The 19023-nt window shown below is 72.9% G+C and carries 14 protein-coding genes; 8 read left to right on the top strand and 6 right to left on the bottom strand.

Annotation, left to right across the window (positions count from 1 at the left end; genetic code table 11):
* Positions 1–74 precede the first annotated feature (74 nt).
* The 6 genes from ABT360_RS05145 to fxsT all read left to right on the top strand — a co-directional run bounded on the left by ABT360_RS05145 (position 75) and on the right by fxsT (position 11245).
* Entirely contained in the window at positions 75–2018 is a 1944-nt protein-coding gene (locus ABT360_RS05145) for a protein-arginine deiminase domain-containing protein (RefSeq protein ID WP_351810891.1), read from the top strand.
* A 21-nt stretch (positions 2019–2039) separates the two neighbouring features.
* Positions 2040–2804, top strand: a complete 765-nt coding sequence (locus tag ABT360_RS05140) for a DUF72 domain-containing protein (RefSeq protein WP_351810888.1) — start codon at positions 2040–2042, stop codon at positions 2802–2804.
* Positions 2805–2862: 58 nt separating this feature from the next.
* Entirely contained in the window at positions 2863–4098 is a 1236-nt protein-coding gene (locus ABT360_RS05135; RefSeq protein WP_351810885.1) for an alpha/beta fold hydrolase, read from the top strand.
* A gap of 72 nt (positions 4099–4170) precedes the next feature.
* A complete protein-coding gene (locus ABT360_RS05130; RefSeq protein WP_351810882.1) occupies positions 4171–5796 on the top strand; it encodes a VMAP-C domain-containing protein in 1626 nt (541 codons plus the stop codon).
* Positions 5793–6830, top strand: a complete 1038-nt coding sequence (locus ABT360_RS05125) for an AAA family ATPase (RefSeq protein ID WP_351810879.1) — start codon at positions 5793–5795, stop codon at positions 6828–6830. The genes ABT360_RS05130 and ABT360_RS05125 overlap by 4 nt, the downstream gene beginning before the upstream one ends.
* Positions 6827–11245, top strand: coding sequence for an FxSxx-COOH system tetratricopeptide repeat protein (gene fxsT / locus ABT360_RS05120; protein WP_351810876.1), 4419 nt, complete (start codon positions 6827–6829; stop codon positions 11243–11245). Before ABT360_RS05125 ends, fxsT begins: the two co-directional genes overlap by 4 nt.
* On the opposite strand, the gene ABT360_RS05115 is transcribed toward fxsT, so the two are convergent.
* The 4 genes from ABT360_RS05115 to ABT360_RS05100 all read right to left on the bottom strand — a co-directional run bounded on the left by ABT360_RS05115 (position 11242) and on the right by ABT360_RS05100 (position 15114).
* Positions 11242–13110: an HEXXH motif domain-containing protein gene (locus ABT360_RS05115; RefSeq protein ID WP_351810873.1), complete on the bottom strand. Its 1869-nt coding sequence runs from the start codon at positions 13108–13110 to the stop codon at positions 11242–11244. The genes fxsT and ABT360_RS05115 overlap by 4 nt on opposite strands.
* Positions 13111–13143: 33 nt before the next feature.
* Complete coding sequence (locus ABT360_RS05110) at positions 13144–13323, bottom strand: hypothetical protein (RefSeq protein ID WP_351810870.1); 180 nt, start codon at positions 13321–13323, stop codon at positions 13144–13146.
* Positions 13324–13461: 138 nt separating this feature from the next.
* Positions 13462–14553, bottom strand: a complete 1092-nt coding sequence (locus ABT360_RS05105; protein WP_351810867.1) for an effector-associated domain 2-containing protein — start codon at positions 14551–14553, stop codon at positions 13462–13464.
* Between the two features lie 27 nt (positions 14554–14580).
* Entirely contained in the window at positions 14581–15114 is a 534-nt protein-coding gene (locus tag ABT360_RS05100; protein WP_351810865.1) for a flavoprotein, read from the bottom strand.
* A 197-nt stretch (positions 15115–15311) separates the two neighbouring features.
* Between ABT360_RS05100 and ABT360_RS05095 the strand changes: the two genes are divergently transcribed.
* The gene (locus ABT360_RS05095) at positions 15312–16565 is read left to right on the top strand and encodes a serine/threonine-protein kinase (RefSeq protein WP_351810862.1); all 1254 of its coding nucleotides are present in this window, start codon (positions 15312–15314) and stop codon (positions 16563–16565) included.
* 26 nt (positions 16566–16591) lie between these two features.
* On the opposite strand, the gene ABT360_RS05090 is transcribed toward ABT360_RS05095, so the two are convergent.
* Both ABT360_RS05090 and ABT360_RS05085 read right to left on the bottom strand, forming a co-directional pair.
* The gene (locus ABT360_RS05090; RefSeq protein WP_351810859.1) at positions 16592–17323 is read right to left on the bottom strand and encodes a DUF899 family protein; all 732 of its coding nucleotides are present in this window, start codon (positions 17321–17323) and stop codon (positions 16592–16594) included.
* Entirely contained in the window at positions 17320–18120 is an 801-nt protein-coding gene (locus ABT360_RS05085) for a VOC family protein (RefSeq protein WP_351810855.1), read from the bottom strand. Before ABT360_RS05085 ends, ABT360_RS05090 begins: the two co-directional genes overlap by 4 nt.
* Before the next feature lie 421 nt (positions 18121–18541).
* On the opposite strand from ABT360_RS05085, the gene ABT360_RS05080 reads away from it, so the two are divergent.
* Positions 18542–19018: a hypothetical protein gene (locus ABT360_RS05080; RefSeq protein ID WP_351810852.1), complete on the top strand. Its 477-nt coding sequence runs from the start codon at positions 18542–18544 to the stop codon at positions 19016–19018.
* The last annotated feature ends 5 nt before the right edge of the window (positions 19019–19023 follow it).

Below are 19023 nucleotides of genomic sequence, written 5' to 3'. Positions count from 1 at the left end.
CCCCTCCCCAGGCAACGGGACGTTCGTCCACGCCCTCTTCGGTCTCGGCAACCCAACCCCCCACGAAGGGACGCATGGTGGTTACGAGCACGCCGAGACGAACGGCCCTGGCCCTCACCGTGATCGGCGCCGTACTGGCGCCCACGTCAGCGGTGTCCGCCGCCCAAGCCGCAGCGGCCCAGGCGCCGCCCCCCGTCGATCTCCGGGCGGACGTGAACCGGGACGGGCGGGTCGACGTCACCGGGACGACGGACACCGCCGGTGAGGACGCCTGGACCCCCTCCCGGGGCGCGGTGTTCCTGCCCAACATCGACGACGACACCAAGCGGTGCCCGAGCGCCGGCCCCGGCGGCAAGCCGCTGCCCGACGCCAAGCTCGCCGCCTGCCACGACGCGGCCGACGCCGTCGTCAACGGCAACGCCGACCTCGCCGACCTGGCGCGTGTCCGCGCCGCACCGATGGCGAACCTGCCCGCCACGGCGACCGGCGCCGTCAGCGTCCCGGCCGGCGGCAAGCACACCCGGGTGTTCGCCAAGCGCGCCACCGGCTGGGCCCACGTCACCGGCAAGACCCGCCTGACCGCCGCCGAGCTGCGCGCCGGGGTCGAGTTCGCGGTCGAGAGCACCGACATCGTCCGCGACAGCAAGGTGTGGGACGGCCGCGCCGTGATCCGCCTGACGGTGACGGCGCCCGGCAGGCCGGCCACCACGGACGACATCACCCTCCGCGTCGCCCCGCTGCTGACCCACCACCACCTCCAGAAGGCCCAGCGGGTACTGGTCACCAAGGTGCCCGGCAAGGACGACTTCGCGCGCCGTCAGCAGGCGTTCGTCAACGGCCTGGCCAAGGAGGTGAAGTCGGCGGGGATCACCCAGCCGCTGATCACCTTCGACAAGTACCAGGACATCTGGGCGCAGGACTTCGTCGAGCCGGGCTATGTGAGCATGACCGGACCCGACGGGCGTCGCCAGGTCATACGCGTGATGCTGCGCTCGGCGCAGCCCGACCGCGAGGCGGGGCGCGAGCTGTTCGAGAAGATACGCGGCAACGGCACAGGCGTCGTCCAGGTCTCCGGGGTCCGCGACTCGGAGGAGTGGACGCTGAACTCGATGGGGAACCTGGAGACCATTCCCCCGTACGCGCACAAGGGCCGGTCCTTCCCCGCCGGGCGCATCATCATGGGCGAGCGCAAGGACGACGGCTCCAAACCCGCGCAGGTGATGCGCACGATGCTCGCGTCCCAGGGGTTCCAGGACCCGCTGCTGCTGGACACCTCCTGGCTGCACGTGGGCCATGTGGACGAGTTCGTGCAGTTCCTGCCCGCGCCGGGCACCCCGCGCGGCTGGAAGATCGGCATCGCCGACCCCGAGGCGGGGCTGAAACTGCTGCGCGACGCGCAGAAGGCCGGGCACGGCAAGACCCGCATGTTCTCCGTGCCGGACTCCGTGGAGCGACTCGCGCCGAAGGAGACCGTCGACCAGGCGCTCGCCTCCCAGTGGCTCGTCGCCGACAACACCCTGGCCGCCGCGCGGATCAAGGCCAACCTGGCGGTCCTCCAGCGCGAGACGGGCGTGACGGACGCCGAGGTCGTGCGCGTACCGGCGCTGTACACGCGCGGTACGGAGCAGGTGGGCGAGCGCGGCGAGCGCATGCCGCGCCTGTCGCGGCTGGGCGCCGGTGAGGTCCCGGAGGCGGTCAGCGAGTACGGCCAGCAGAAGCGGCTGGACCGCCGCGACGGGCGGGCGGCGGGTCCCGGGCCCGTCATGACCAGCGCGTACGTCCCGGGAGCCGTCAACGGCATCCTGCTGGGCAGCGACCGGTACCTGGCCCCGCGCCAGTGGGGTCCGGTCATCGGCGGCAAGGACATCTTCACCACCGCCGTGACCGCCGCCTACACGGGCGCCGGGCTGAAGGTGTCGTACATCGACGATTGGTACACCTACCACCTCGGCATGGGCGAGGTGCACTGCGGCACGAACACCCTGCGCGACGCCTCCGCCGCGTGGTGGAAGCCGTAGACAGCGGGGAGCATGGGTGATGTGCCCATGCTTGTCGGAACCTCGGGGTGGAGTTACGCGGACTGGCGCGGCGTGCTCTACCCGGCCGGGCTGCCGCAGCGGCTGTGGCTGGAGGAGTACGTCCGCCACTTCGTGACCGTGGAGAACAACAACGCCTTCTACCGGCTGCCCACCAGGGAGGTCTTCACCGCCTGGCGCGAACGGACCCCCGAGGGGTTCGTCATGGCGGTGAAGGCCAGCCGGTACCTGACCCACATCAAGCGGCTCCGTGACCCCGAGGAGCCGGTGGAGCGGCTGATGGGCCGGGCGGAGGGCCTCGGCGACCGGCTGGGGCCCGTCCTGGTGCAGTTGCCGCCGAACTTCCGCGAGGACACCGGCGCACTGGAGGCCTGCCTGCGCTGCTTCCCGGACACGGTCCGGGTGGCCGTCGAGCTGCGCCACCCCTCCTGGTGGGAGGCGGAGCGGGAGCTGCGGGCGGTGCTGGAGCGGCACGGCGCCGCCCTGTGCTGGGCCGACCGGGGCTCCCGGCCGGTGACGCCGCTGTGGCGCACGGCGCCCTGGGGGTACGTCCGGTTCCACGCCGGCGCGGCCCGGCCCTGGCCCCGGTACGGGCGCCAGGCGCCGGCCTCCTGGGCCCGGCGCATCGCGGACGCCTGGACCGACGCGGCCGACGTGTACGTGTACTTCAACAACGACCCGGGCGGCGCGGCCGTCCTGGACGCCGCCGTGTTCGCGCGGGCGGCGGCCGCGCTGGGGCGGACGGTGACGCGTACGCCCTCCTTCTGATCCCCCGGGACCCTAAACTCCCCGAACGGAGCTTGTGGGCAAGCGACTTGGGGGGCACATGGTCACGGTCCTGTTCGTGCACGGTACGGGGGTTCGCGAGCCGTCGTACACCCTCGCCCTGGAGGCCATCCGCGGTGGCCTCGCGCGGGTGCGGCCCGATGTGCGGGTCGAACCGTGCGACTGGGGGTCCGCGCTCGGCTCCTATCTGCGGGCGGGCGGCGTCTCGATCCCCGGGTACGTCACCGAAGACGTCCCCGGGAACGTCACCGAAGACGCCGTGCCGGTGCGGGAGGACGACGAGGACCGGCTGCGGTGGGCGATGCTGTACGCGGACCCGTTCGCCGAGCTGGGCGTCTACGCCCTGGCGGACCGGCCGTCCGGGACGGCGCCCGCCTTCGTCCCCGGTGCGGTCGCACCCGGCGACGCCCTGCTGGACCTGATCGGCCGGCTGGACGGCTCGGCGGCGATACGCACCGCCTGGGACGCCGCCGTCCCCGACGTACCCCTCTCCGAGGCCGTCGACGCCCTGCTCGCCGCGCCCCCGCTGCGCCGCGCCGCCGCCGTGGCCGCCCCCGAGGGCGACGCCCTGCCCCGGCTGGCCGCCCGCGCCCTGACCGCCTGGGCGCTGGTGCGCGCCGACCGCCCGGCGGGCGACGTGCCGGTCGCGGCACGCGACGACCTCGCGGACACCCTCACCGCCGAACTGGGCGGCGACGTCAAGGGCCTCGGCGACGCGCTGGTCTCCGCGCTGGGCTTCTCCGCCCGGCTCTTCGAGCGCTCCGTCGGCTCCCGGCTGCTGGTCTCCCGGCGGGCCGCGCTCAGCGGCCGCTCGGTGGGGTTCTTCGGCGACATCCTGGCCTACCTCACCCGCGGCCAGGCCGTCCGCGACCACGTCGCCGCCACGCTCCGCGCCCTGCCCGGCGACGCCGGTCCGGTCGTCGTCCTCGGCCACAGCCTCGGCGGCATCATCGCGGTGGACCTGCTCACCGATCCGCCCGCCGGTGTGTCCGTAGACCTGCTGGTGACGGTCGGCTCCCAGGCGCCGCTGCTGTACGAACTCGACGCGCTGCCCTCCCGCCCGTACGGCAGTGGGCTGCCCGGGGCGTTCCCCCGCTGGCTGAACGTCTACGACCGCCGCGACCTGCTGTCGTACCTCGCGGCCGGGGCGTTCGGCGGCGACCCCAGGATCACCGACGTGGAGGTGGACAACCGCCAGCCGGTCTCGGCCGCCCACAGCTCCTACTGGGCCAACGATCAGTTCTACCGGGTGTTGTCCACAGCGCTTCCCGGCTGAGCGGAAAACCGCTTAACCTGGGCCATCCAGTACGCAGGGGCATCACACGGCACGGTGCGAGGGGGAACGCGCGTGGCCGCCACGGGAGGGTTCGACGCCGTACAGCTGCGGATCCTGGGCGCGTTCGTCGACGCGCTGGAGGATCCGGCCGTCCGGCTGATCAACGACAACAGCAGGGATCTGTGGCGCCAGATGGTGCACCAGCACATCCCCGGCCTGACGGCCGTCAGCTTCACCGTGCCCCGCCAGGAGTTCCTCAGCATCGTCAACAACTGCGCGACGATCGACGGCGGCATGGACGGGCTCGTCGCGGCCACCTGCCTGGTCACCCCCGTGCTGGAACCGGCCCTGTCCCTGCTGCTGGCCGAGTGGAAGGCCCGCCTCGCCTTCCCCGGCCCCGACTGGGCGCCGCTGCGCCGTGTGCTGGAGGTGCCGGTGTCCGAGCTGGGCGGCCTCGTGGACCGGGCCACGGACGGCCTCGTACCACTGCCGGAGCACTGCGCCACCCCGTGGGAGGCGTTCGTCCACCTCGCCGACCGCAACAGCCACCCCGGCGGTCTCCTGCCCGCCATGGCGTTCCTGGAGCACACCGCCGCCCTGTGCCCGGAAGTCGCGGCGGGCGTGGGGGAGTTACGGGCGTGGAACGACCACTTCGCACGGCAGTGGCACCTGACCGGCCCGCTGACGACCCTGCGCACGGAACTCTCCGGCGCCCCCCTGGCAGGCAGCACCGGGCCCGCCCAGGACCCGCCGCCCGCCCGGCCCGCCGGGCCGGCCGCCCCCGTCAGACCGCTGATCAGGATCTACGTCAAGGTCGAGCCCGACCGCACTCCCCAGGGCGGCGTCGGCAGGCGCCGCGCCGTGCGCACCCAGCGGTACTACGTCTCCGCGTGTGTGAAGTACACCGACTCCAGCGCCCTTCACCGCGATCCTCACACCGAGCCACGAGAGTCCGTGACTCGCTCCCAACTCCCCATTGCTGTGGCAGAGTTGCTCACGCATATGACTCAGCTACGCCACTCCCGCGCCGAGAACGCCGCCCTGGAGCTGTTCCTCCCGGCGGAGCTCCTCAACGAACCCGTGGAGTGGTGGGACCGCGACCCGACCCTGGGGTTTCCCAACTCCCTGCTGAGCCGCTACCGGGAGATCCTGCTGCACAGCCTGGAGCGGGTGCAGCGCCCCGCCTTCCACAACGCCTGGCGGGCCCGCTGGGCGCACTGGCGGACCGGAGAGGGCCCCGGACTGGTGCACGAGTGCGACCCGGAGACACTGACCGACACCGAACACCTCGCCCTGCTGGACGCGAAGATCGGGCGCGACGACGACGTGGTGGGGATGGTGCTCAGCCGACCGCCCCACCGCGACAGCGAGCTGGGCTTGAGGGAGATGAGTCTGGCCCTCGACCTCGGGGTACCCATAGTGGTGTATCACCGCGACGACCCGGCGTCGGAGGTGTTCCGCAGCATGATCAGAGAGACCTTGGCCAATGAAGGACTGTCAGGGCTCCCCGAGCGTGCGCAACAGTGGAAGTCCGACGTCGCCGTCCGTGCCACCACCACCGCCTCCGGCGGGGCGAGCGCCGTGACCGACCGGGACGTCGAAGCGATCCGGTCCATGAGCATGATCTGGGACGACCCCGAGCTTCTTCTCGAGGGCGGGCAGAGCGCTCCCGCCACCTTTGTAGGGGGGACCGAGTGAACGCGGCGCACCATGGCGGGCCGCTCTACCGGGGCACCGGAGAGCTGTTACCGGACACACCGTACGAGGACCGGACCTGGCCCGAGGGCCCGCCCTGGCGCGACTTCCGCGCCCCGGCGACCATGCCCCCGCCGCCGGACGACGACGAGGCCGACCGGCGCCTCGGCCCGCCCGGCCGGCCGCGCACCCCGCGCCCCGAGGAGGTGCGGCTGGTCAACGCCGCGCTGCTGCTGCGCAGGCCGCTGCTGATCAGTGGGCGGCCAGGGGTCGGAAAGTCGGGCCTGGCGTACCGGATCGCGCGCGAGCTGCGGCTCGGCCGGGTGCTGCACTGGCCGGTGACCAGCCGCACCACGCTGGCCTCGGGGCTGTACGAATACGACGCCATCGGGCGTGCCCAGGCGGCCAGGGACGGGACCGACGACCACCGGCCGGGGATCGGGAACTACGTCCAGCTGGGGCCGCTGGGCACGGGGCTGCTGCCGTACCGGCTGCCGCGCGTCGTCCTGATCGACGAGATCGACAAGTGCGACGCGGACCTCCCGAACGACCTGCTCACCCTCTTCGAGGACGCCTGGTTCGAGGTCCCGCCACTCGTCCGGGTGAAGCAGGCGGAACCGACGGCGACCGTCCATACGGCTGATCCCGGGGGCACCGCCGTCATCCAGGACGGAGTGGTCAGGGCCCACACCTTCCCGGTCGTCGTCATGACCTCGAACGGCGAACGGGAGTTCCCCGAGGCCTTTATGCGCCGCTGCCTCCGGCTGGACATTCCGGACCCGGACGCGGAGACATTGGGGGAACTGGTCGCGGGTCATTTCGGCGACCGCCTCGGACCGGCGCAGGAAGCACTGATCCAGGATTTCCTCCGGCGCAGCAGCCGGGTCGGCGGACTGGCCGCCGACCAGTTGCTGAATGCCGCCCATTTGGCGACCTCGGGCCTCTACCGGCAGGACGGGAGCGATGCCGGTGAGTGGCAATCGGTCCTCGCCGCCATTTGGCACCCTCTGGGTGGTGAAGGGGCGGATACGGCGTGACCGGCGATACTTCGGCGGCCCGCGGCGCTGAAGGGCGGCACCGACGGGACGGCCCGGCAGACCTGCCGGGCGGCTCCTGGCTGCCCGTCACCGGCCTGTACGCGTGGGAGGTCGCCGACGCCGTGTGGCTGGCCGCCCACCACCCGTGGCTGGCGGGCGGGCAGGAGGGGACGGAGGAGCGGAAGACCGACGCCCCGGCGCTGCCGCCGGACCCCGGCGCCCACACCCCCGCACCCGACGAGCCGCCCCACCCCCACCCGGGCGCCCACGACACGCCCGAGCCCCCCGCGCCCGGCACCGCACCGGACGCACCCGCACCACCGGGCCCCACCGCGGACGCCCACGCCCCGGAGAACCCCGCCACGGACGACCCCGCCACGGACGACCCCGACCCCCTGGACGAAGCACCCCCGCACCCGTCACCCGCCGCCGTACTCCCACCCGCCCCCGCCGGGCTCACCCGTCCGCCCGGAACACGGGAGCTGGGCCGGGCGCTGCGCCCGCTGCGCGGCCACCTCGACTCGGCCCACGCCGACGTCCTCGACGAGGCGGCCACCGCCGAGCGGATCGCCCTCGCCCCGCACCTGCCGCCGGTGCTCGTCCCCGAGCCGGAGCGGCGGTGGAGCGCGGTCCTGGTCGTGGACAGCGCCCCGCACATGGCCCTGTGGCAGCCCGCGGTCGACCGGTTCCGCTCGGCCCTCCACGGGTACGGCGGTCTGCGCGACGTGGAGGTCCTCACCCTCGACACCGCCCGTCCCGAGCGGGCGGTGCTGCGCGGCCCCGGACCGGTCGGCCGGCCACGGCCGCCCGGCGGCCTCGTCGACCCGACCGGGCGGAGCATCGTCTTCCTGCTGACGGACGGCGCCGCGCCCGCCTGGCGGTCCGGCGCCGCCCAGCGGCTGGCGGCGCTGTGGGGCAGGTCCCAGCCGGTGGCCGTGGTGCAGATGCTGCCGCAGCGGCTGTGGTCCGGCACCGGCCTGTTCCCGGTACGGGTGCGGCTGCGCGCCCACGGGCACGGGTCGGCGGGCGGACAGGTCCGCTGGACGCCCGCCGAACCGCTCGCCGCGTCGCTGCTGCCCGACGCCCCCGGCCGGGTGGTGGCCGTGCCGGTCCTGGAACTGAGCCCCGAATGGCTCGACCCCTGGGCCCGGTTCGTCTCCGGGACCACTCCGCGCTGGGCGGACCTGCCGGCGATCCTCACCACCTGCCGCCCCCCGTCGCCCGCCCCGCCACCCCCGTCGCGGCGGTCCACGGCGGCGGAACTGGTGGCCCGCTTCCGCAACCGCGCCTCCCTCCAGGCGTTCGACCTGGCCACCCGGCTGGCTGCCGTCCAGCTCGACCTGGACACCATGCGGGAGGTGCGGCGGCAGACCATGCCGCACGCCACGGACGCCCATCTGGCGGAACTCGTCATCAGCCCCCTGGTGGAACCCCTGCCGGGCTGCGCCGGGAATTCGTACCTCTTCGTCGACGGTGTACGGGAGGAACTCCTCGCCGCCGGCAGCAGGTCGGCCACCGAAAGCGCCCTGAAAAAGGCCGCCGAATTCCTCGCGCCGCACAATGAAGCCGCCCGCGAGCTCCTCGACTACCTGGAAAGCGCCTCCGACTCAGCGGCTCCCGCGTTCCGCGAGGAAAGTCTGGCGGCCGTCGAGGCGACCGCCGAGAACCTCCGTTTCCGGCAGGCCGAGCACGCGGCGCTCCAGGCGATCTCCGGTTCCCATCTGCGCCGCGCCCGGAGACTCGGTGAACACATCGGAAACGCACCTCCGAACGGCGTTTCACCGGGTCCGGCTGATGAGACACTCCCCGACGACAGCGACTACCCCATTCCCCCGTCTGGAGGCCCCCACGTGAGCACGGTCCCCGCCCCGGCACAGACCCCGGCCCAGCAGCCTCCGGCCGGAGGGGGTGCGCGACCCGCCATGCCCGCTGTCTGGGGGAACATGCCGCCGAGGAACGTGGTGTTCACCGGCCGGGAAGAGCTGCTGGTCGCCCTGGAGAACGGGCTGCGCCAGGGCCCCACCGCCGTGCTCCCGCACGCGCTGCACGGAATGGGCGGAGTCGGCAAATCGCAGCTGGCGCTCGAATACGTGTACCGGCACGCGGCCGAATACCAGGTCGTCTGGTGGATCCCCGCGGAACGGACCACGCAAATTCAGCAGGCGTTCGTCGAACTGGCCCGGCGCCTCCACCTCCCGGTCAGCACGGAGGCCATTACCGCCGTGCCCGCCGTACTGGAAGCGCTTCGCACCGGAAATCCGTACAACAGCTGGCTACTGGTGTTCGACAACGCCGAAAGTCCGGCCGCCGTGCAGGAATACTTCCCGAGCACTCCCGAGGGCGGGCCGGTAGGCTCCGTCATCGTGACATCGCGCAACCCTCAGTGGAACACCTTGGCCCATCCGCTGGAAGTCGATGTGTTCGAACGGCAGGAGAGCATCCAGCTCCTACGGCGGCGTAATCCCGACCTGTCCGAGGAAGACGCGGACATGCTCGCGGAAATCCTCGGTGACCTGCCGCTCGCCGTGGAGCAGGCTTCGGCGTGGCGCGCCGAGACGGGAATGCCCCCCGCCGAATACCGGAGGGTGTTCGAGGAAAAGAGCGCCGAGCTGATGGCGGTGTCACCGCCCACCCAGTACGAGAAGACCGTCGCCACCGCGTGGAACGTGTCCCTCGACCACGTCGAGGGCAAGAACGCCGGAGCCATCCAACTCCTGGAACTGTGCACCTATTTCGCGCCGGAGCCGGTCAACCGGCAGTTCTTCTCCAACGCGGTGTCCGAACCGATCGCGCCCGAGCTGGACCGGATCTTCACCGACCCCATCCGGCTCAGCCGCGCCATCCGTGAGATCAGCCGGTACTCGCTGGCGAAGATCGACCACCGCACCAACTCGATCCAGATGCACCGGCTGGTGCAGGCCGTGCTCGAAGCACGCATGACCGAGGAGCAGCGCCAGAGGTTCCGCCACGGCGCACACCTGCTGCTGGCGGCGAACGCGCCCAGCGATCCGCAGGCCCCGCAGAACTGGCAGCGGTTCGGGGAGCTGTACCCGCACGTCATCGCGTCCAAGGCGGCGCTCTCGCCCCACCGCAACGTCCGCCAGATGGTGCACAACGTGGCGGAGTACCTCTTCTACTGGGGCGATCACGCCGCGGCCCAGGACTTCGCCCGGGAGACCTACCGCGAGTGGTGCCGGCTGTTCGGGGAGGACGACCAGCAGACGCTGGTGCTGGGCCGGCACCTGCGGTTCGTCCTGTGGCGGGACGGCCGCTACAAGGAGGCCGCCGAGCTCGGAGAACGCATGCTGGCCACCTTGGAGGCCGCGGGCCCCGACCTGGAGGAGGAGTACCTGCGCGTCAAGGGCCAGGTGTCGGGCGACCGCAGGGCCCGCGGCGACTTCCGGGGCGCGCTGGAGTTCGACGAGGAGGTCTACGAGCGGGCCGTCCGGGCGTACGGGGACGAAGACCCGGAGACGCTGCTGCACGCCCACAACCTGGGCGTCACGCTGCGCGTCAACGGCCTGTACGCGCGGGCGCTGGAGCTGGACCGGGCGAGCTGGCGCACCAAGGTGCAGCTGTTCGGTGCCGACGCCCCCACCACCCTCAGCTCCGAGGCGTCCCTCCACCTGGACAAGCAGGAGCTCGGGGAGTACGCGGCGACGGAGAAGGCGTACGAGGAAGCGATCGACATCCACCGCGACACCTTCGGCGACATGCACCCGAACACGCTGAAGGCGATCGCCCGCCTGGGTGTCGCCCAGCGCAAGGCGGGCCACCACGCGGCCGCCGAGGCCAATACCCGCAACGCGCGCAACGCTCTCGTCGAGCGGTACGGCGAGCGCAGCCCCGACGCGCTCCAGGCCTCACTGAACCTCTCCATCGACCTGCGCCAGAACCGCTCGCTGGAGGAGGCCCTGAAGCTCGGCGAGCGGACCAGGACGCTGTACGCGGACATCTTCGGCCAGAGCCACCCGCACACCGCGGCGGCGGACGCCAACGCGGCGATCACCCTGCGGCTGCTGGACCGGGTCGACCAGGCCCGCAAGCTCAACGAGTCGGCGCTCGCGCGTTTCCGCGAGAAGTTGGGCGACGGGCACCCGCACACGCTGATCTGCTCGGTCAACCTCGCCAACGACCTGTTCGCCCAGGGTGACGCCGCCGGTGCGCTGGAACTGGACCAGCGGTCGCTGCCGTTGCTGGCCGAGGCGCTCGGCGAGGCCCACCCCACGGTGCTCGTGCTGCGCGGCAACATGGCCGCCGAGCTGCGGGCGCTGGGGCGTACGGGCGAGGCGGAGGAGCTGCACCGGGCCGCCATCGACGGCATCCGGGCGACCCTCGGGGAGAATCACCCGGCGTGCGCGGACATGCTCGCCTGGCGCCGGGCCAACTGCGACATCGACCCGATGCCGATCTAGCCGATCCAGGGGCGTCCTAGGGTGCCCCGGCCCATCCACCGGGCCAGGGCCACCGGGTCGGGCGGCCGTCCCGTGCGGCCGGTGACCTCGCGGTGGACGGCCGCGACCAGTTCCGGCACCGCCGTCAGGGCGGCGACCGCCTCCGGAGCCTCGCCGGTGTCCGCCAGGGCCAGCCCCAGGCCCGTCCACGCGACGGCCCGCCGGTCCAGGTCACGGACGTGGAGGCGGCGGGCGCCGTGCGGGTCGCCGCACGCCCACAGCAGGTCCGCCCTGCTCGCCCCGGTGGCACCCGGCACGGTGTCGCCGGGGCGGGCGCGCAGCGTGTCGAGGGCCTTGGGGTCGGCGAGCCCGATGCGTACGAGCATGGCGCGCGCGTCCAGGTGCCGGTGCCCGCCGTCCCGGGGCGCTCGCCGGCGCGACGGCAGCGCGGGCGGCCGGTCCCGTGCCGTGTGCCAGGCCGTCGCCAGGTCCTCGACGTCCGCCGCGTGCGGCCGGACGTGCGCGAGCCGCCAGGAGGCCCGGTGGTCGGCGGCCATCCGGTGGGCGAGCCGCTCCTCACGCCCGTCGCCGCAGCCGTCGCCGAGGCGCCGCACGGCCTGGAGCAGGTCCTGTAACGCCCTGCGGCCCGCGGTGGTGAGCGCCGGGTCGGCGGCCGGCTCCGGTACGACCCGCGCCAGCTGCGTCTGCCAGAGGGTGCTGTCGAACCGGGCGACGGCACTGTCCGGGCCGCCGGGGTGCCGGGCGGCGTACGCCCGCCAGAACCGTGCCACGGCCGTGAACGCGTACACGCCCTGGAGCATCCCGCCCAGCGGCCGCGGATCGTCGCGCCATGGCGCGTAGTACAGCCGCCGCGCCTGCGTCGGGTCGTACAGCGGGCACAGGTGCATCAGCGCGCTGAGCTTGCTGTGCTGGAGCTCGTGGACGAGCGTCGCCGCGCACAGGGCGACCGAGTCGGGCAGGGACGACGCCAGCCCTCCCACGCCGTGTCCGCTGGTGACGCTGCGCACCCGGAACGGTTCATGGGCCGGCAGGGGCTGGATCGAGCGCAGCAGCACGGCGGCGGCCTCGGCGGTCGGAGGGTCGACGTCCGCCAGCAGCGCGTACGCCTCACGCAGCAGCCGGCTCCAGGTGTCGTGGGCGGTGGGGGTCAGGCGCCGGGCGGCCCCGTAGGGCAGTGGCGCGATCCGGTGGGGGCCGAGGTCGTCCACGACGATCCCGCGGGCACCGGGGACGAGGGCCGCCCGGCGCACCGGCAACCATCCGGGGGCGGGCCGCTCGGTACGGGCAGGCAGAGCGGTCCTCCCGTACCGGCCGGTGAGGGTGACCCGCCCGCCGGACGCGTCGGCCTCGGCCGTGTCCCATCCTCCGCCCCGCCGGTGCACCGTGGAGAGCCTTGCCATGCCCAGGGTCGGAAGCCGCACCGTGCCGTGGTGGGCCGGGACGGGGAAAGAGAAGGCCATGCCCGCGCGGATGGCGGCGACCGCGGCCAGGGTGTGGAGGTGGCCCGTGTCCGCCCACAGCGGGATGTCGGCCTTCTCGGGGCTACGGAGCCGGGCCAGCAGCCGGTTGAGCCACAGCCCCGTCTCGGGCAGCAGGAGAAGCTCCTCCACCGCGGCCGGCCGGTGCCGCTGGGCGGCGGCCAGGAGGTCCCAGGCCCGCTGGGCGGCGGGGAGGGGGCCCGTCACTCCGGTCAGTGGGGTGAGCGTGTCCATCAGCAGATCGAACAGCAGCAGGCGGTGACTGAACTCGGCTCGGGACAGGGTGGCGAGGACGTCCGTTCCGCCCTCGCCGCGGGCCAGTGCGTGGAACTGGCGTGATGTCAGTGAATGCCGTGACTCCGCTTCGGGCAGTGAGTCAGGGCGCATACCGTCCCTCTGTGTCGCCGCACCCCCGGCGCATCAGGCGGTCCAGCTGTTTTCCCCGCCGGGCGACATGCTGCCGGCCGCGCGTCCCGCGTCCGCCAGCAGCCGGGCCTTGGCCACCGCTCTGCTCTCGTCGGGCCGGGAACGCAGCTCCTCCAGGGAGGTGCCCGTGAGGTCGGGCAGGTCCGACATGATGGCGGTTTCCGGCTTTTCCACTGCCGTAGACCTCCCCCGGTGTCCGAGCGGTGTTCGATCCGCCGCCCTTACATGATGTCCTAAGCACCCACCGCTGGAAACATGCGCTACCGGACAGCCTGTGGTCCTTCCAGGGCCCCGTGGCCGAATCGCCGAGGCTCAACCACCGTTCGAGGACGGCCCGGTGAACCATTCCGGATAGTCCTGGAGGACCTCCAGGAGGTCGTCGAGGGCGGTGGTCCCCGGGTCCACCAGGGACACCGCCTCCCACAGGCGGGTCAGTCCGTCACCGAAGGTCACACAGGTGTCGATGAGCCCCAGGATCTCCAGCCGGGTCTCTCCCCGCCTGGGGACGCTGCCCGCCATCACGTCGGGGAGGAGGCCGATGATCTGGCCGCGGGACTCGGGGCGGCGCATCGCCTCCACCGCGGCGAGTGCGTCGTGCAGGCGGCGCTTGTCGGCCAGTTCCAGTTTCCGGCGCGGTGCCGCGCGCCGGGGGCCCGGGACCGTGGGGTGTTCGCCACGGGTACGGGCGGCCTCGCCGTCGCCCTCGAACCAGAGCGAGGTGGTGTTCCCGAACGTGCGGCGCAGGGCCTCGGCGAGCGGCCGGGGGGACGCGCGCCAGTCGGGGTGGTCGCGCAGCAGGCGGAGCGCCTCGGCGCTGAAGAGGCCGGAGCGCATGCCGTTGCGGGTGGTTTCGCCGGGGCCGCAGGCGAACAGCGCGTACTGGTCGGCCCGTTGGCGCGGGGCGGCGCGGGGCAGGGGGTCCGGGCGGAGGGCGCCGGAGGCCGCCGCCGCGTCGGCGTACGTCTGGCAGGCGTCGAGGAGCCACAGCTGGCGCGGGTGGCCGGGGGCGCCGTCCGAGCGGTACAGGGCGAGGGCGACCTCGACGTCCAGGCAGCGCAGGTCGCGCTGGACCGCGTCGGCGAACAGCAGCCGCCGGTTGCGGTCGGCGTCGACGAGACCGTGGCCGGACCAGGCGACGAACAGCCAGTCGCTGCGCTCGTCGGCCAGCTCCCGCGCCAGCACCCGGTGCACGGTGTCCCGGTCGGCCGGCCGGTGGGGCAGACCGGCGCCGTCGGCGAGCGCCCGGTTGCGGGCGAGCGGGGACAGCAGCAGGGTCATGTCCCGGTCCGGTACGCCGAGTTCGCGCAGCCAGCCGACGTAGCCGAGTGCGTCGCGCACCGGTCCGTCAAGGTCCCAGGCGGAACCCGCCTCGTAGGACTCCACCCCGACCACGAGCGCCCTCATCCGCACCTCCCCGCTCCAGAGTAGGGCTCAACGGGCGTTCACAGCGGGGACGTTCAGCAGATCCAGCGCCTCCTCCCAGCGGAAACCGCCGGCCTTGACGTGGTCCGGATCCTGGGTGCCGATGCGGACGCCCATCTCACGGAGCGCGTCCAGACTGCGCCGGTAGGCGGGGTGGGCGGCCTGGGCGGTGCTGAGGCACGGCAGGACGGCGGTGGGGACGCCGGCGCCGTACGCCTCGCAGAGGATGCCCAGTGCGAGGGTGTCGGATATTCCGGCGGCCCACTTGTTGAGGGTGTTGAAGGTGGCGGGGGCGACCGCGATGGCGTCCGGGTCGGGCAGCGGGCGCGGGTCTCCGGGGCGCCGCCAGGCGGAGCGGATGGGGTGGCCGGTCTGGGCCTCGATGGCGGCCGTGTCGATGAAGCCGAGGGCCAGGGGGGTGGCGACGACACCGACGTCCCACTGCCGCTCCTGCGCGGCGGTGATGAGCTTGCCGACGTCACCGGCGACTCCGGACGCGCAGACGACGACGTACAGGAAGGGCTTCGACGGCTGGTGGGACACGTGGGCACTCCGGGGTGGTTCGGCGGGATGCGGGTCGATCCCGGTGTTGTACACCGATGGTGGCGCAGTGCGCGCGGCGGGCGGTAGGTACCCTGAGGCCGTCGCGGACTCTCCCATCACCTCATCCGTACGGTGCAGTTGGTTCCGCCGGCGTCGGGTGGGGTGGCGGATCGATCGGAATCAGGCAGGTGCACAGGGTGCTGGTGGCGGATCGGTACCGGTTGGAGTCGCCCATCGGCCGCGGCGCGATGGGGGAGGTCTGGCGCGCCACGGACGAGGTGCTGGGCCGGCCGGTGGCCATGAAGCTGCTCCTCGGGGACGACTCGGACGCGCAGACGGCGGCCCGGTTCCGGCTGGAGGGCCAGACGGCGGCCCGGCTGAGTCATCCGCACGTGGTGGCGGTGTTCGACTTCGGGGCCTGGGAAGGCCGCTTCTACCTGGTCATGGAGCTGGTGGAGGGGCGCAGCCTGGCGCAGGAGCTGGCGGCCGCCGGTTCGCTGACGGCTCCTCGGGTGGCCGCCGTCGCCGCGCAGACCGCGGCGGGGCTGGCGTCGGCACACCGGCAGGGCATCGTGCACCGGGACATCAAGCCCGGGAACCTGATGTCGGACGCGGACGGGACGGTCAAGCTCGGGGACTTCGGGATCGCCCGGTTCGTCGACGACCCGGCCGCCGCGCTGACCCAGGCCGGGCAGATCGTCGGTACCAGCCTGTACCTGGCGCCGGAGCGGGCGCTGGGCCGGCCGGCCGGCCCGGCGTCGGACGTGTACTCGCTCGGGTGCGTGCTGTACCAACTGCTGACCGGGCGGCCTCCGTTCCACGCCGACACGGCGACGGCGATCCTGTACCAGCACATCGACACCGCGCCGGTGCCGCCGCTGCGGCTCGGGGTGGACGTGCCGCCCGCGTTCGAGAACTACCTGCTGGGGATGCTGGCCAAGCAGCCGGAGGAGCGGCCCTCGGCCCAGGACGTCGCCGACTGGTTCGCCTCGGGCGCCTGGCAGGGGCGGGCGCAGTCGCTCCCGCACCCGAGCCCGGCGCCCGCCGCCGCGCACGCCACCGCGCACGCCACCGCGCACGTCACCGCCCCGGCGCCGATGCGCGCCGCGCCCGCCTCCGCGCCCACCCGCCCGGGCGGCCCGCTGCCGTCGGCGGCGCCCCTGCCGGGGGCGTCGGGGAGCGATGCCGGGACGACGTACATGCTGCCGAACGTGGAGCGCCAGGGGGGCCGGGGCCGACGGGCGCTGCCCGCGCAGACCGGCGTCGGCAGCGCCCGGCAGTTCGTCAGGCGGCGGCCGCGGGTGGCGAGCCTGATCGCCGGGAGCGTGGCCTTCTTCACCGCCGTACTGATCGGGATGGCGCTGTTCTCGCCGGACGCCACCTCGGCGGACACGCCCCAGGTGGAGATCGCGGTGACGCCCAGCACCCTGGGCGGGGGAGCCGGCGACTGAGGGCCCGGCGCCGTCCCGCGTCGGCGTCAGTCGTACGACAGCTGCTCGTCCCAGTCGGTGCCCCGGCCCTCCGGGGTCAGGTCGAACATGTTCCACGCGGGTTCCAGGGTGCCCACGTGGCGGGGGTCCTGGCCGGGGTCGGTGGGCGCGTAGAGCAGCTCCGACCCCCAGAAGTGCCGGATCCGTGTCCCGTCGCGCCGGAAGACGTTCAGCATCGGCATCGCCGAGCCGTCCGCCGTCTCGGCGAAGTAGTCGCGGCTGTAGCGGTTGCCCGCCGTGGACAGCAGCCGCAGCCGCCGCCAGCCGCGCTCCTCGGCGAAGGTGAGGAGGCGGTCCAGCGATGTCCTGGCCACCACGGCGAAGGCGAGGTGCGGGGTGACGTGTTCGACGGCGCCGTCGAGCTGGTCGAGCAGGGCCGTGCACGACGGGCACGGCCCTTCCGCGATGGGGAGCTCGGCGGTCCGGCCGGATGCCGGGCCCGGCCGGTCGTCGTGCGGGTGGCGCGGGAACATGTAGCTGTAGAGCACCAGCGAGTCCCGTCCGGGCGCGAACAGCTCGGAGAGCCGTACGTCGGCCGGGGCGCCGTCGGGGCCCACGCCCCGGAAGACGTAGTCCTCCGGCACCTCACCGCCGGGGGGCAGGGCGCGCCGGGCGGCGGCGACCGCCTCCATGGCGCGGCGCAGCTCGGTCTCCTGCTGGAGGAGCCGGTCGCGGGCGGCCCGGTACTCGGGGGTCTCGCCGGGGAAGGAGATCCTCACGGCACGTCGGTCATGGCGGGCATCTCGCCCTCCGTCCGGCTCATGTCGATGACCGAGAACGTCGCGCCCTGCGGGTCACGCACGCTCGCGAACCGGCCGAACGGGGTGTCCATCGGCCCCCACACCACCGCGCCGCCGCGCTCGGTCGCCTTCGCCACCGCCGCGTCGCAGTCGTCGACGCCGAAGTACACGTTGATGTACGGCGGGACCTCCGGCGGGAACTCGTCCCCCATCTCCATCCGGCCGAGCACGGGGTCGTCGCCCACATGGAAGACCCGGAAGTCGATGCCTTCGGGGGTCTCCATCGTCTTGGCGCGGTAGGGGAAGACGGCGGGGAAGAAGCCGTCGGACTTCCCCGGTTCGCGGGTGAAGACCTCGGCCCAGCAGTACGCGCCGCGCGTCCCCATCGCCTGGAAGCCCTCGTGGGTGCCCGCCTGCCACACCCCGAAGACGACGCCGCCGGGGTCACGGGCCAGCACCATGGTGCCGAAGTCGGAGACCTGCATCGGCCCCATCAGGATCTCGCCGCCGTTGTCCTGGATCTTGCGCGCGGTGGCCGCCGCGTCGGGCGAGGCGAGGTACAGGCACCAGGCCGACTGGCCCTCCGCCCCGGGCATCGGAGGCACGACGGCCGCCACGGCCTTGCCGTCGGAGTACACCTCCGTGTAGTTGCCGAACTCGGTCGCCGCCTCGCCGAACGTCCAGCCGAGTACGTCGCCGTAGAAGCTCTTCGCGCTCTCGACGTCCGCGAACATCGCGTCCGCCCAGCACGGCACGCCTTCGGATTGCACCGCCATGATTCGTCCTTTTTCCGCTCCGTGCATACGTGGTCCGATTTGCCACGCTAGCGAGCGATACGCCAGGGCGCTCGCCGGAACGGACCGGGCGGGAACGGAAAGCCGGTGCCAAGGACGGCCCACAGCCCTTGACGAGATGTCATAATGCGAAACGTAGCCCATCGTGCATCCCCCGTCGCGATGGGCTACACCCCTGTCCGGGCATATCCAGACGGACATACACGGGCAAGGGACTCCCCTCGTGGCCCCCTGCCCGTGTTTTTTCGAGTTAACAGTGACGTAGAGTGGTTGCGCAAGTGTTCTTCTGATGCGGGAGTGGGATGCTCCGCTTTGTCGCTGGTGCAAAGGCGCCAACGTTCTGCGTCGGTTACAGTACGAGCCCGTTGACCGAACTCGAACACCGCGCGACGTGGGGACCCCGATGGACGACGGCGCAGAGCGCAACGGCGAGCAGCACACTCCCGAAGAGCGCCCGCCCGAACTGCGGACGTTGCAGCAGAAGGTCGAGTACATGGTCGAGAAGACCTTCCCGGGCCAGAAGATCTCGGGACGCGTCTTCGCCGATCTGGTGAAACAGCGCGGCGGCTCCCTCTCCCACAGCTATTTCTCCAACATCCTGGCCGGGAAGGTCACCCACCCCTCCGAGGACATCCTCAAGGCGCTGGGCCTGGGATTCGGGGTCGACTGGCGGTTCTTCAAGGACGAATCGGAAGTCGTCGACGATGTCGTCGCAGGTCTGCAATTCCTCGCGAAACGGCGCACCGGGGAAATCAGCGGGGTCGCCGCGCGCGGCAACGACGAGGACGGGATTCCGGCGGAACTGCTGGAGTTCGCCCTCGCGCTGCTGGAGGAGACCAAGCAGAAGGACTCCGGCCGGGGGCAGCCGGACGGCCGGTAAAATCG

The sequence above is a fragment of the Streptomyces sp. NPDC000229 genome, from assembly GCF_040300825.1.
Lineage (GTDB): Bacteria > Actinomycetota > Actinomycetes > Streptomycetales > Streptomycetaceae > Streptomyces.
Note: the sequence above shows the minus strand (reverse complement) of the source record. Positions and strands in the feature narration are given on the sequence as shown.

Coding starts and splice junctions, on each gene's coding strand:
- ABT360_RS05115 (WP_351810873.1), bottom strand. CDS start 13,110: ATGCGCCCTGACTCACTGCCCGAAGCGGAGTCACGGCATTCACTGACA.
- ABT360_RS05105 (WP_351810867.1), bottom strand. CDS start 14,553: ATGAGGGCGCTCGTGGTCGGGGTGGAGTCCTACGAGGCGGGTTCCGCC.
- ABT360_RS05135 (WP_351810885.1), top strand. CDS start 2,863: ATGGTCACGGTCCTGTTCGTGCACGGTACGGGGGTTCGCGAGCCGTCG.
- ABT360_RS05145 (WP_351810891.1), top strand. CDS start 75: ATGGTGGTTACGAGCACGCCGAGACGAACGGCCCTGGCCCTCACCGTG.
- ABT360_RS05080 (WP_351810852.1), top strand. CDS start 18,542: ATGGACGACGGCGCAGAGCGCAACGGCGAGCAGCACACTCCCGAAGAG.
- ABT360_RS05085 (WP_351810855.1), bottom strand. CDS start 18,120: ATGGCGGTGCAATCCGAAGGCGTGCCGTGCTGGGCGGACGCGATGTTC.